Raw genomic sequence first — 12,439 nt, forward strand, 5'->3', positions numbered from 1 at the left:
AATCTGGCGTTGATTTTTGGCACGCTGTTGAGTTCTCAAGGTGCGGACGCTTCCTTCGTTCCTGTTTCCAGGCCCTCCGGGCGCTTCCTTCGTTTTCCAGCTTAGCAGATCCGATTTCCGTTTCTGCCACCCGCTGGAGCGGGCTGCTGGGGTCGAAATTCGCTTTTCGCGTTTTCCGTTCCCGGCGGGGTTGAACATTACCAGGCTTTCTCGGCCCCCCTGACCACATCCCCTGCGAGCACGCAGAGGTGTAGACCACTGGGGTTAGGATCTGGCTTGATAGGTGCTGCCGACCCGCGACTCAAGGCCGCGTTGGGGTCAGGCAGGAGTACGACAGTACATCCCACCGTCAGTAGAGGCAAATCGTTCCGGTAGTACCTGGCTCCGCACAACGGGTACGTCTCGTGCGGAACCGGGACTTCCTATGACATACGCTTCAGAACAGTACGCCGTCCAGGACAGGTAGTGACGGCGCAACACAATCTCCGCCCCTGGGAGGCTTCCCATGACAACCGTGACGTCGCCGCTTGCTGGACGCGCCATCGGTCTCGCCGCAGTTCCCGACCCGGTCTTCTCCGGTGCGATGGTCGGTCCCGGTACCGCCATCGATCCCGTACGTGAGCCCTCTGAGGCCGTTTCCCCGCTCGACGGGGTCGTCGTCTCCATGCACCCCCATGCCTTCGTCGTCGTGGACGACGAGGGACACGGCGTGCTGACGCACCTCGGCATCGACACCGTCCAGCTCAACGGGCAGGGCTTCGAGCTCCTCGTGAACAAGGGTGACCGGGTGACGCGCGGGCAGGCCGTCGTCCGTTGGAACCCCGCCGAGGTCGAGGCCGCCGGCAAGTCCCCCATCTGTCCCATCGTGGCCCTGGAGGCCACCGCGGACTCGCTCTCCGATGTCGTCGAGGACGGCGATGTGAAGGCCGACGACGTGCTCTTCGGCTGGAGCTGAGCCGGTCCGTCCTCGTGACGACCGCGAGTTCGACATTCAACGCGACGGCAGGGGCCGTCGCTCTATCGGAGACGGGTGAGATGGAGACAACGCTGCGAGGCGTCGGCGTCAGCCACGGAGTGGCGATCGGCGAGGTCCGGCACATGGGTACCGCGGTCCTGGAGCCGCCGGCCAAGCAGATCCCCGCGGACGAGGCGGAGCGCGAACAGGGGCGCGCCCGTCAGGCCGTGGAGGCTGTGGCCGCGGACCTGATTGCCCGGGGCAATCTGGCCGGTGGTGAGGCCCAGGCGGTGCTGGAGGCCCAGGCGATGATCGCCCAGGACCCGGAGCTCATCGCCGACGTCGACCGCCGGATCGCGGTCGGCAGCACCGCCGAGCGCGGTATCTACGACGCGTTCTCGCACTACCGCGAGCTGCTCGCGGGTGCCGGCGAGTACATGGCGGGCCGGGTCGCGGACCTGGACGACGTGCGGAACCGTATCGTCGCGCGGCTGCTCGGTGTGCCGATGCCCGGCGTGCCGGACAGTGACGAGCCGTACATCCTGATCGCGCGGGACCTGGCGCCCGCCGACACGGCGCTGCTCGACCCGGCGCTCGTGCTCGGGTTCGTGACGGAGGAGGGCGGTCCGACCAGCCACAGCGCGATCCTCGCGCGGGCGCTGGGCGTGCCGGCCATCGTGGCGCTGCCGGGCGCGGGTGAGCTGGCCGAGGGCACGCTCATCGCGGTCGACGGTTCCACCGGTGAGCTCTTCGTGGACCCGAGCGAGGAGAAGAAGGCGGCGCTGACGAAGGCGGCCGCCGAGCGCAAGGCGGCGCTGGCGACGTCCAGCGGTCCGGGCGCGACCTCCGACGGTCACAAGGTGCCGCTGCTCGCGAACGTCGGTGGTCCGGCGGACGTGCCGGCGGCGGTGGAGGCCGGTGCCGAGGGTGTCGGTCTGTTCCGTACGGAGTTCCTCTTCCTGGACGACAGCAAGAAGGCGCCGTCCGAGGAGAAGCAGGTCGAGGCGTACCGCAAGGTTCTGGAGGCCTTCCCCGAGGGCCGTGTGGTCGTGCGGGTGCTCGACGCGGGTGCCGACAAGCCGCTGGACTTCCTGACGCCGGCGGACGAGCCGAACCCGGCGCTCGGTGTGCGGGGTCTGCGGTCGCTGCTCGACCACCCGGAGGTGCTGCGGACGCAGCTGACCGCGCTGGCGAAGGCGGCCGAGGGGCTGCCGGTGTACCTCGAGGTCATGGCTCCGATGGTGGCCGACCGTACGGACGCGAAGGCGTTCGCCGACGCCTGCCGTGAGGCGGGGCTGCGGGCGAAGTTCGGTGCGATGGTCGAGATTCCCTCGGCCGCGCTGCGGGCGCGCTCGATCCTGCAGGAGGTCGAGTTCCTGTCGCTGGGCACGAACGACCTGGCGCAGTACACCTTCGCGGCCGACCGTCAGGTGGGTGCGGTGTCGCGGCTCCAGGACCCGTGGCAGCCGGCGCTGCTCGACCTGGTGGCGCTGTCCGCCGAGGCGGCCAAGGCCGAGGGCAAGAGCTGTGGTGTCTGTGGCGAGGCCGCTTCGGATCCGCTGCTCGCGTGTGTGCTGACGGGTCTGGGTGTCACCTCCCTTTCCATGGGTGCGGCGTCGATTCCGTATGTGCGGGCGACGCTCGCCAAGCACACGCTGGCGCAGTGCGAGCGTGCCGCGGCCGCGGCGCGGGCCGCGGACACGGCGCACGAGGCGCGGATCGCCGCGCAGGCGGTGCTGTCCGGGGAGTGATCCCCTGAGGTGGTCGATGGAGGGGCTTCCCGTCACTTGGTGGCGGGGAGCCCCTCCGTCGTGTGTGGGCGCGGGCTCTCAGTGGTGGGTGGTCCAGTCGTCGTGGGGGTCGGGTTCGAGGGGGTGGCCGGCGCGGTATTCGACGCCCGGTTCCGGTGAGAGGGGTTCGCCGGTCCGGGCGTCGGTGCAGTAGGCGGCGAAGACCTCGGCCTCGGTGAGGGGGATCAGGGTGTCGGCGGCGAGGCGCCAGCCGTGGAGTCGGTCGGGGGCGCCGGGGGTGGTGGTTCGCAGGACGACGCCGCCGGGTGCCGCGAGGGCGATGCCGGCGGCGAGCACGGCGGTGAACTCGGGTCCTGTGGCGTCCTCGGGGGGTGTGGTGCCGTGGGTGTGGAGGACGGCGAGGAGTTGGTCGTCGGCGGCCTGGACGCTGCAGACGAGGTGGTGGGTACCGGGTCCCGCGGCTTCGAGGAGTCGTACGAGAAGTCGGCCCGCCCGCTCGTACGCGGCCTTGCCGATGTCCTGGCCGCAGTCGGCGCAGTCGCCGGCGGTGGCGAGGACGGTGGTGGCGTACTCCCAGGTGGCCTGTCGGACGGCGGTGTCGACGAGCTCGGGAAGGAGGGTGGTGAGGGGTTGTCCGGTGTAGGTGACGCCGGGGCCGGTGGTGGCCAGGTGGGCGGTGAAGCGGCTGCGGCTCGTGGGGTGGTCGGGGTCGGTGCCGGTCTCGGTGCACCAGGCCGCGTACTCCTCGGGGTCGAAGAGGGTGACGGTGGTGTGGCCGCCCTGCCGGGCGAGGGTCCTGAGGAGGGCCTCGATCTGCCGCAGGTAGGTGCGGTGGTCGTCGAAGGCGAAGGTCTCGTACTGGCGCATGGCGGCGAAGTCCTGCTCGTCGGCGAGGAGTCCGACGGTGCTGGGGACTTCGCGGCGCAGGGCGCGGCGAAGCTGTGCGGTCGTGGTGCCGGTGCGGGTCATGTCTCCCCCTGGTGACGCTCCGATCAGTGCTCACTCACCGTAACCTCCGCCACTGACAGTGACGGTTCGGTGAGGCGTCGGCGGACGAGTCGGTTCTGGGCGGCGGCGGTCGCGACCAGGGCGGCGCCGAGGAACGGCCAGGCGAGGGGGCCTGCGGAGACGAGGCCGGTCATGAGGAGGGGGCCGGCGAAGCGCTGGGTGGACTGGGCGAGGCCGTGGACTCCGAGATAGGCGCCCTGGGCGTCCTCGGGGGCGAGGGCGACGGAGATCTCCCAGGAGGCGAGGGTGTGGATCATCTCGGCGAAGGTGAGGACGACCGCGGCGGTGATCAGGGAGGTGACGGCGAGCGTGCGGCCGCCGAGGGCGGAGACGGCGAGGGCGAGCGTGCCGGCGGCGAAGAGTCCGGCCAGGGGGCCGAGGAGGCGGCGGGCGGCGTCGGTGGTGGCGCCGAAGCGGGAGAGGGGGACCTGGAAGAGCACGACGAGCGCGCTGTTGATCACCATCAGGAGCGGCGCGAGGCCGACGGGGGCGTCGGTGGCGTGGACGATCCAGAGCGGCAGGGCGACCTGGAGGATCGAGTCGTGGAGGAAGAAGACGGCCTCGCCGGCGGTGAAGGCGAGGAAGCCGCGGTCGCGCCAGGGGTTGGAGGGCTTGGTCGTGGGGGCCGGGTCGGTGGAGGCCGCGGCGATGCGGGAGGCGGCGGGGGCGGGGGGTTCGGCGCAGCGGAGGGTGAGGGCGGCCATCACGAGGTACGACAGGGCGTCGCCGATGAGCAGGAGCTGGAAGGCCGTGGTGGAGCCGATGGCGAGTGCGGCGGCGGCGCCGAGGCCGCCGAGGGTCCAGCCGAGGTTGGAGGTGGTGCGGTTGATGGCCTGGTAGCGGACGCGGTCGGGGCCGGCGACGCGGGCCGCGTAGAGCTTGGTGAGGACGTTGGTGGCGCGGTCGGGGAGGGCGCCGGCTGCGGAGAAGAGGACGAGCAGCAGGTAGTCGTCGGTGGTGAGGAGGGCGAGGAGGGCGGCGGCGCGGAGGAGTTGGGTGCAGATGATGACGCGGACGAGGGGGAAGCGGTCGGCGAGACGGCCGCCGAGCGGGGCGCCGGCGATGCCGGCGGCGCCGGAGAGGGCGATGAGGAGGCCGACCTGGCCGAGGCCGAGGCCGGTGACGTAGGTGAAGTAGAGGGCCATGGCCGTGGACCAGAGTCCGGTGCCGCACTTGTCGATGAAGCCGATGAGCAGCATGCGGCGGCCGTCGGTGCCGCCGGGGATGCGTTCCTTGAGGGGTGGGCGGGCGGGTCGGGCGGTGCTGCGGCTCATGGGTCCCCCTTGCCAACTTCTTTGTATTGATACATACTTGATTACGTGGCAGCACAATATGCGATCGAAGGGGCGACGGCCAAGGGGATTGCCGCGTCCGTGGAGCGGGGCGTGTCCGAGGGCGGGCTCGCCCCGGGCGACGCCCTGCCGCCGGTGCGGCGGCTCGCCGACGAGCTGGGGGTGAGTCCGGGGACCGTCGCGACGGCCTACAAGGAGTTGCGGCAGCGGGGGTTGATCGTCACGCGCGGGCGTGGCGGAACCGTGGTCGCCGAGGTGCCCTCGGTGGCCTCGCGGCGTCCGCCGCGCGTGCCCGCCGGCCTGGTGGACCTCGCCGGCGGCCATCCGGACCCGGCCTTTCTGCCCGTACTGCGGCCCCCGGCGGCGGTCGCCCCGGTGTACGGGTCCCATCGTGCCGCGCCTCGGCTCGCGCACCTGGAGGAGTCCACCCGGGCGTGGTTCGAGCGGGACGGGGTGTCGGCGGAGCATGTGACGTTCGCGCACGGCGCCCTGGACTGCATCGCCCGGCTGCTCTCGACGGAGCTGCGGCCCGGGGACGCCGTGGCGGTGGAGGACCCCGGCTTCCACCATCTCCTCGACCTGGTGCCCGCGTTGGGGCTGCGGTCGGTCCCGGTGGCGGTGGACGGCGAGGGGCTCGTGCCGGACTCGCTGCGGACCGCGCTGCGGGGCGGAGTGCGTGCGGTGGTGTGCAGTCCGCGGGGCCAGTGCCCGACCGGCGCGTTCTTCACGCGCGCGCGTCGGGACGAACTGGTGGCGGTGCTCAGGGAGTTCCCCGAGGTGCTCGTCGTCGAGGACGACCACAACGCGGAGGTCGGCGGGGCCGCGGCGTACACCCTCGCGGCGGCGGGGCTCGAACGGTGGGCGCAGGTGCGGACCGTGTCGAAGCACCTCGGCATCGACCTGCGCTGGGCCGGGGTCGCGTGCGACGCGGTGACGCTGGCGCGGCACGACGGGCGGATGCTGATGACCTCCGGCTGGGTCAGTCACGTCCTGCAGGAGACGGTGGCCGGCCTGTTCGCCGACGAGGCCGTACGCGACCTGGTGGCGGCGGGCGAGGAGGCGTACGCGGAACGGCGCGCGGCGCTGATCGGGGCGCTCGGCGCGTACGGGATCCGTGCGGTCGGGGCGAGCGGCCTGAACGTGTGGGTGCCCGTGCGCGACGAGTCGGCGGTCGTCAACGGGCTGCGGACGCAGGGGTGGTGGGTCGCGGCCGGGGCGCGGTTCCGCATCACGGCCCCGCCCGCGGTACGGATCACGACGGCGACGCTGGCGCCTGCGGACGCCGTGCGTCTTGCGGCGGACTTCGCCGAGGTCCTGGGGGACGCGCAGGCGACGTACGGCGGGTGACGGCCTGGGCGGGTTGTCCTTCCGCCGGTGCGGAGCCTGGTTCGTGAGGTGCGGGCGCTCCGGGACAGGCCTGGGTCTGTCCCGGAGCGTTCGGGGGCCGTTGTTCAGCGGGTGCGGAAGGCGTTGCGCTGGGTCTGGGTGAGGGTGTTGCCGTGCGCGTCGGTGAGTTCGGCGCGGAGCGAGACGGTCCGGCCGTGGGCCGGGGTGCGGAAGGCCACCCGGCCGTCGACGACGGGCACACGGGTCCAGGTGGCGCCGTTGTCGGCGGACATCGACACGCTCAGGGACCGGACGCCGGTCCGCGCGGCCGCGCCCTGGACGGAGAACGGCACGCGCAGCACCGTGCCCGCGGGGGCGGCGCCGTCGAGAGCGAGGTCCGGGGTGAAGCGGACCGCGCTGAGGGGAAGGGCTGCCGGGCGGGCTGCCTGGGCCGAGGTGAAGGTCCAGGAGGCGGTGACGCGCCCGCTCGAAGCCGAGCCGTCGCCCCGGGTCGCCGAGGCGGTCAGGCGGTACGAGGCCGCTCCGGGGGTCGTGGTGAACTCGGCACGGCCGGGCTCGCCCCGGCGGGTGCCGATCAGGACGCCGTCGCGGTGGAGCGTGGTGGTCGCGCTGTGGAAGCGCGGTGCGCTGGGCGCGTGGCCGTCCCCGTCGGCGAGGAGCGGAACGTCGAGCGCGATCCTGTCGCCGTCCCGGACACCGGCCGGGCGGGCGCCGGGCGAGGCGTCGAGCGCGGGGCCGAAGACGGCGTTGTCGAAGGTGTGCGTGGTGGTCGCGCCCGCGTGGACCGCGATTCCGTTCGCGACGTAGCGGTTGGGCGGGGTCTCGGGGGCGGAAGGACCCGTGTATTCGACGTCCCAGCGGCCCCGCTCCGGATTGACCATGACGGTCGCGGCGGCGGGGAGGTCGAGGGACCGGGCGAGACCGATGGTGGGGCCCGCGCTGGGCTGGACGGAGACGAACCCCGTTCCGGTCGGGCCCTCGGGGGCGGCTCCGCGGATCTTGAGGGTGGCCAGCTTGTCGGCCGCCGGGTGCCGGACGAGACCGGTCAGGGCGCGGTCCGAGGTGAAGGTGTAGCCGAGCCCGTAGTCGGCGCGCGCGCCGGACCAGTAGGTGTCGAACCACTCCTTGACCGAACCCGGTTCGGAGGCCGGGCCGAGGTGGGCCACCCGCACGCCCTCACGGGCCGTGATGATGTTCGCGGAGCGAGTGGTCCCCTCGTGGGTGACCTCGACGAACCCGATGCCGTTCAGGTAGCGGGCCCCGGACTCCGGCGGGCGGACGTCCACCGGGGCGGTCGTGCGGGCGTCGACGGTGACGGTCGTGTCGCGGTTCAGGTCCAGGCGGGGCTGGACGACCCAGTCGGTGCCGGTCGCGGGATCGGAGCCGTACAGCGTGGAGTCCAGCAGGTAGCGCCCCTCGGGCAGGCGGACGGTGACCGTGCCGGACTCGTCGTAGGGCGCGGCCTCCTCGTGCGCGCCGGGGCCCGAGATGCCGGTGACGTGGGTGGTGTAGCCACCGGTGGCGGCGCCCGCGCGGTCGAGGTGCCGGATCGTCAGGGTGTGCGTCTCGGGGGTGCCGGACGCCGCCAGGGCGGTCGGGGGCAGGGCGGAGAAGGTGGTACCGGCGAGGACTCCGGCCAGGGCCAGGGTGCGCAGGACGGTGCGGCGGCCGGGGGTACGGGGGTCTGCGTTGCGGGTGTCGGGGGTCGGGGAGTCGGTGCTTCGGGGTGTGGTTCGGCGCGTACTGCGGGGTGTCGAGGAATCGTTCATGCCCAGCACTGCTCGCGCCGGGCTGGGCGTTCCCGTGACCTGGGCCACATCGGCGGGGCGTGTGGTCCAGGTCACCGGAACCCGGACGAACCACCGCCCAGTGCCAGATGTGGAATCACCAATGAGAGATCGTTTCCGCGCCGGGGACCCCGCGGCGCTCGGAGAGGCGTACGACGAGCACGCACGCGTGCTCTACCACTACGCGTACCGGGTGTGCGGGGACCGGGCGGCCGCGGAGGACGTCGTGTCCGCCGCGTTCCTGGAGGCCTGGCGCTGTCGCGGGAAGGTGCACGCCGACGGCGGCAGCCTGCGCCCGTGGCTGCTGGGCATCGCGACCAACATCCTGCGCGGCGCGGCCCGCGAGGCGCGTCGGCGGGACGCGGCGCTCGCCAGGATCCCCGAGCGCGGCGTCCTGCCGGACTTCGCCGACGACGTCCTCGCCCGGATGACGGACGGGGAGCAGATCCGCGCCGCGCGCGTGGCTCTCGGCAGGCTCGGGCGGCGCGAACGCGAGGTGTTCACGCTCGTCGTGTGGGCGGGCCTGGATTACGCGGCGGCCGGCGAGGCGCTGGGCATCCCGGTCGGCACCGTCCGCTCCCGGCTGTCCCGGGCCCGCGAACGCCTCCGGAAGCTCGCCGAGGCCGAACTGCGCGCGGGCAGGCGCCGGGAGCGCTCCGCCGCTGCCGCGATCCGCTCGGGCGGCCGGCCGGGCGCCGTCGGCGCGGCGGGGGCGGGTGAGCCTCTGGACGGCGGCTCCGTGACCGTGCCCGTGGCCGGCTGCGCGCCCGGGGCCGCAGCCGGCTCCGTGAACGGGCGCGTGACCGGCTACGAGCCCGGCGCCGCGGCCGGCTCCTTGCCCGTGCCCGTGGCCGGCTGCGCGCCCGGGGCCGTGGCCGGCTCCGTGACCGGACCCGTGACCGAGCGCGTGATCGGCTCTGAGCTCGGGTCCGCGGCCGGCTCCCTGCCCGTGCCCGTGGCCGGCTGCGCGCCCGGAACCGCAGCCGGCTCCGTGAACGGGCCCGCGGCCAGCTCCGAAGCCGCTCGCCTCCGCTCCCCCGCTTCCCTGTCCTCGGACCACGCCGAACCCCTCGCGGTACCGGGGGCCGTGGCCCCTGCCCCTGCCACCCCCGTCGTCGTCCACTCGTCCGTCCCGCCGGCCCGCGGGCCCCGACCCACCTCGGAGAACCAGGCATGAACGCCTTCGCCCCCCGCCCGCACGCCGACGCCGACGAGCTTCTGTGTGCCGAGCTCGCCGTGCTGCTGCCGCCGCCTCCGGTGCCCGAGCTGACGGCGGAGCGGGAGCAGCACCTCCGGCACGCCGTTCTGCGGACCGCCCTCGCCGCCGGTGACGGCCCGACCGCCCGCCCGGTGCGTGCGCGCCGGAGGCTTCGGCCCGGCTGGATCGCCGCGCCCATGGCCGCCTGTGCGATCGTCGCCGGGGTCGCCGTGCTCGCGCCCCGGGACGGTGGCACAACGGTCCGGCAGCAGGCCTCGCCCGAGGCCGTGCGGGTTCTGTCAGGTGCCGCGCTCGCCGCGGCCGCCGCTCCCGCGCCGGATGCCCCGCCCGGTGGCTACGTGTACGTCAAGAGCCTCGTCGCCCACGCGGGGCGCGGAGCTTCCGGCGGTCCCGCCGCGCTGCCGCCCGCGCATCAGCGCGAGGTGTGGCTCTCCGTCGACGGCAGCCGGCCGGGGCTGCTGCGTGAGCCCGGTGCCGCCGACACGGAACTGGGTGCCGAAGGGCCCGTGTACGAGTTGGACGGTCCCGGCGCCACGCCCCGGAAGACCACCCTGGAAACGGCGGCGCCCTCCGTCACGAATCCCACCCACGCGTACGTGGCGGCCCTCCCCACGGATCCGGACGCGCTGCTGCGCCTGGTCCGGGAGCAGACCCGCGCGGGCGTGGGCGACGCCGATCAGCGGGCGTTCACCGCGATCGGGACCCTGCTCGCCGAGACCTGGGCTCCGCCGAAGGTCACCGCCGCGCTGTACGACGCGGCGGCGCGGATCCCCGGGGTGACCGTCCTGCCGTCCGCGAAGGACGCGGCAGGGCGCGAGGGCGTCGCCGTGGCCCGTACCGCGCACGGTGAGCAGACCCAGTGGATCTTCGACCGCACGACGTCGGCGTTCCTCGGTGAGCGCACCGTCCTCACCGAGACGACTTCGGCCGGACGGGCGGGGACGGTCCTCGGGGTCTCTGCGGTGCTCGCCAAGGCGGTGGCTCCGGCGGCCGGCGAACTGCCGAGGGGCTGACCTGGGGGCTTGTCCGAGGGCTTGTCCGAAGTGCCAGGGGCCCCGCCGATCCGGTCGGATCGGCGGGGCCCCTGCCATGACGAGATCTAGCCGCGGCGGTTGGCCGCCAGGGTCTCGTAGAAGTGAAGCAGGCCGAGGTCGTCGACCGAGCCGGCGTTGACGGCCTTGGCCAGCGGGGTGCCCTGGAGGAGGCGCTTGACCGGGACCTCGATGCGCTTGCCCGTGAGCGTGTGCGGGACGCCCGGGACCTCGATGATCTCGTCGGGGACGTGGCGCGGGGAGAGTTCGCTGCGGATCGTCCGCTTGATGCGGTCGATCAGCTCGTCGTCCAGGGTGACGCCCTCCACGAGGTGCACGAAGAGCGGCATCCAGTACCCGCCGTCCGGCTCCTCCAGGCCGATGACCAGCGACTCACGGATCTCGGGGAGGCGCTCGACGGCCTCATAGATATCGGCGCTCCCCATCCGGACGCCCTGGCGGTTCAGGGTGGAGTCGGAGCGGCCGTGGATCACGACCGAGCCGTGGTCCGTGATCGTGATCCAGTCTCCGTGGCGCCAGACGCCCGGGAACATCTCGAAGTAGCTGTCGCGGTAGCGGCTGCCGTCGGGGTCGTTCCAGAAGTGGATCGGCATGGACGGCATGGGGTTGGTGACGACGAGTTCGCCGACCTCGCCGATCAGGGGCTTCCCGGAGGGGTCCCAGGACTGGAGGTCGGTGCCGAGGCCCGCCGCCTGGAGCTCGCCGATGTGGACGGGGAGCGTGGGGACGGCGCCCGCGAAGCAGGAGCAGACGTCCGTGCCGCCGCTGACGGAGGCGATCCACAGGTTCTCGCGGACCTCGTCGTGGAGCCAGCGGAAACCGTCGGGAGGCAGCGGGGAGCCGGTGGTGGCGACGCACTTCACGGCGGAGAGGTCGAAGTCCCGGCCGGGGTGGACGTCCGCCTTGGCGCAGGCCATCACATACGCGGCGGAGGTGCCGTAGAGGGTGGCTCCGGTGCGTTCGGCAACGCGCCACTGGGCGGCGGTGTCCGGGTAGCCGGGGCTGCCGTCGTACAGGACGACGGTCGTGCCGGTGAGCAGGCCGGAGACGAGGAAGTTCCACATCATCCAGCCGGTGGAGGTGTACCAGAAGAACACGTCCTCGGGGCCGAGGTCGCAGTGCAGGCCCAGCTGCTTGACGTGCTCGACGAGGATGCCGCCCTGGGACTGGACGATCGCCTTCGGCAGACCGGTCGTGCCCGAGGAGTACAGGACCCACAGCGGGTGCGCGAACGGCACCTGCTCGTAGACCGGCTCGACGTCGGCGGCGACCAGGTCGGACCAGGCGAGGGTGCCTTCGGGGGCCGGGGTGCCGAGGAGCGGGATGTGGACGACGGCGCGGAGGGTGGGGAGCTCGGCGCGCAGCTCGGCGACGGTGTCGCGGCGGTCGTGCTCCTTGCCGCCGTATCGGTAGCCGTCGACGGTGAAGAGGACGACCGGCTCGACCTGCTGGAAGCGGTCGAGGACGCTGCGGGCGCCGAAGTCCGGGGCGCAGGAGGTCCACACGGCGCCGACCGCGGCGGTGGCGAGCAGCGCGACGACGGACTGGGGGACGTTGGGCAGGTAGCCGCTGACGCGGTCGCCGGGGTTCACGCCGAGGGCGCGCAGCTCGGCGGCGAGGGAGCCGACCTGGCGGCGGAGCTCGCCCCAGGTGATGGGCGTGGGCTCATGTGTCTCGTCCACATGGAGCAGGGCCGTGTCGTGGGGGCGCTCGTCGGCGGCGCGCAGGGCGTGCTCGGCGTAGTTGAGGGTGGCGCCGGGGAACCAGTCGGCGCCGGGCATGGAGCGGTCGCCGAGCACCCGCTCGTACGGGGTCGAGAAGCGGAGGTCGAACCACTCGACGACGGCCTGCCAGAAGGCTTCGAGGTCCTCGACCGACCAGCGGTGGAGCGCCGGGTACCCGCCCTCGGCGGGGGCGCCGTGGTGCTCGGCGGCCCAGGCCTGGAAGCGGGTGACGGCGGCCGTGGCGATGCGTTCCTCGTCCGGCTGCCAGAGGGGCTCGATCGGCGCTGGAGATGTCATTTGGGGC

Annotated in this window: 9 protein-coding genes; 5 read left to right on the plus strand and 4 right to left on the minus strand. The window is 73.3% G+C overall.

Translation table 11 applies throughout. The features are described 5' to 3' along the window. Positions 1–505: 505 nt before the first annotated feature. Both ABT041_RS27840 and ptsP read left to right on the plus strand, forming a co-directional pair. Positions 506–955: a PTS sugar transporter subunit IIA gene (locus ABT041_RS27840; RefSeq protein WP_351189236.1), complete on the plus strand. Its 450-nt coding sequence runs from the start codon at positions 506–508 to the stop codon at positions 953–955. 80 nt (positions 956–1,035) lie between these two features. After that, positions 1,036–2,706 (plus strand): phosphoenolpyruvate--protein phosphotransferase, encoded by a 1,671-nt coding sequence (ptsP, locus tag ABT041_RS27845; protein WP_351189238.1) that lies wholly within the window; start codon positions 1,036–1,038, stop codon positions 2,704–2,706. Between the two features lie 78 nt (positions 2,707–2,784). Here ptsP and ABT041_RS27850 read toward each other — a convergent pair whose 3' ends face one another. Both ABT041_RS27850 and ABT041_RS27855 read right to left on the minus strand, forming a co-directional pair. Continuing rightward, on the minus strand, positions 2,785–3,675 hold the full coding sequence (locus tag ABT041_RS27850) for a DUF8829 domain-containing protein (RefSeq protein ID WP_351189240.1): 891 nt from the start codon (positions 3,673–3,675) through the stop codon (positions 2,785–2,787). Between the two features lie 23 nt (positions 3,676–3,698). Further along, the gene (locus tag ABT041_RS27855; protein WP_351189242.1) at positions 3,699–4,988 is read right to left on the minus strand and encodes an MFS transporter; all 1,290 of its coding nucleotides are present in this window, start codon (positions 4,986–4,988) and stop codon (positions 3,699–3,701) included. Positions 4,989–5,033: 45 nt separating this feature from the next. Here ABT041_RS27855 and ABT041_RS27860 point away from each other — a divergent pair, with 45 nt between their 5' ends. Then, the gene (locus ABT041_RS27860; RefSeq protein ID WP_351189245.1) at positions 5,034–6,353 is read left to right on the plus strand and encodes an aminotransferase class I/II-fold pyridoxal phosphate-dependent enzyme; all 1,320 of its coding nucleotides are present in this window, start codon (positions 5,034–5,036) and stop codon (positions 6,351–6,353) included. Positions 6,354–6,457: 104 nt separating this feature from the next. Here the strand turns inward: ABT041_RS27860 and ABT041_RS27865 are convergent, their stop codons facing one another. Then, the gene (locus tag ABT041_RS27865; RefSeq protein WP_351189248.1) at positions 6,458–8,122 is read right to left on the minus strand and encodes a serine protease; all 1,665 of its coding nucleotides are present in this window, start codon (positions 8,120–8,122) and stop codon (positions 6,458–6,460) included. 121 nt (positions 8,123–8,243) lie between these two features. On the opposite strand from ABT041_RS27865, the gene ABT041_RS27870 reads away from it, so the two are divergent. Further along, a complete protein-coding gene (locus ABT041_RS27870; RefSeq protein WP_351189250.1) occupies positions 8,244–9,317 on the plus strand; it encodes a sigma-70 family RNA polymerase sigma factor in 1,074 nt (357 codons plus the stop codon). Next, on the plus strand, positions 9,314–10,372 hold the full coding sequence (locus tag ABT041_RS27875; RefSeq protein WP_351189252.1) for a CU044_5270 family protein: 1,059 nt from the start codon (positions 9,314–9,316) through the stop codon (positions 10,370–10,372). The genes ABT041_RS27870 and ABT041_RS27875 overlap by 4 nt, the downstream gene beginning before the upstream one ends. An 86-nt stretch (positions 10,373–10,458) precedes the next feature. On the opposite strand, the gene ABT041_RS27880 is transcribed toward ABT041_RS27875, so the two are convergent. Beyond that, the gene (locus ABT041_RS27880) at positions 10,459–12,432 is read right to left on the minus strand and encodes an acetoacetate--CoA ligase (RefSeq protein WP_351189255.1); all 1,974 of its coding nucleotides are present in this window, start codon (positions 12,430–12,432) and stop codon (positions 10,459–10,461) included. Positions 12,433–12,439: the final 7 nt, after the last annotated feature.

Origin of the sequence: Streptomyces sp. NPDC002825, assembly GCF_040295385.1 — a bacterium.
GTDB lineage: Bacteria > Actinomycetota > Actinomycetes > Streptomycetales > Streptomycetaceae > Streptomyces.

Excerpts from the sequence above, each read along its gene's own strand:
- ptsP (WP_351189238.1), top strand. The coding sequence starts at position 1,036 with ATGGAGACAACGCTGCGAGGCGTCGGCGTCAGCCACGGAGTGGCGATC.
- ABT041_RS27850 (WP_351189240.1), bottom strand. The coding sequence starts at position 3,675 with ATGACCCGCACCGGCACCACGACCGCACAGCTTCGCCGCGCCCTGCGC.
- ABT041_RS27880 (WP_351189255.1), bottom strand. The coding sequence starts at position 12,432 with ATGACATCTCCAGCGCCGATCGAGCCCCTCTGGCAGCCGGACGAGGAA.
- ABT041_RS27840 (WP_351189236.1), top strand. The coding sequence starts at position 506 with ATGACAACCGTGACGTCGCCGCTTGCTGGACGCGCCATCGGTCTCGCC.
- ABT041_RS27855 (WP_351189242.1), bottom strand. The coding sequence starts at position 4,988 with ATGAGCCGCAGCACCGCCCGACCCGCCCGCCCACCCCTCAAGGAACGC.
- ABT041_RS27865 (WP_351189248.1), bottom strand. The coding sequence starts at position 8,122 with ATGAACGATTCCTCGACACCCCGCAGTACGCGCCGAACCACACCCCGA.
- ABT041_RS27875 (WP_351189252.1), top strand. The coding sequence starts at position 9,314 with ATGAACGCCTTCGCCCCCCGCCCGCACGCCGACGCCGACGAGCTTCTG.
- ABT041_RS27870 (WP_351189250.1), top strand. The coding sequence starts at position 8,244 with ATGAGAGATCGTTTCCGCGCCGGGGACCCCGCGGCGCTCGGAGAGGCG.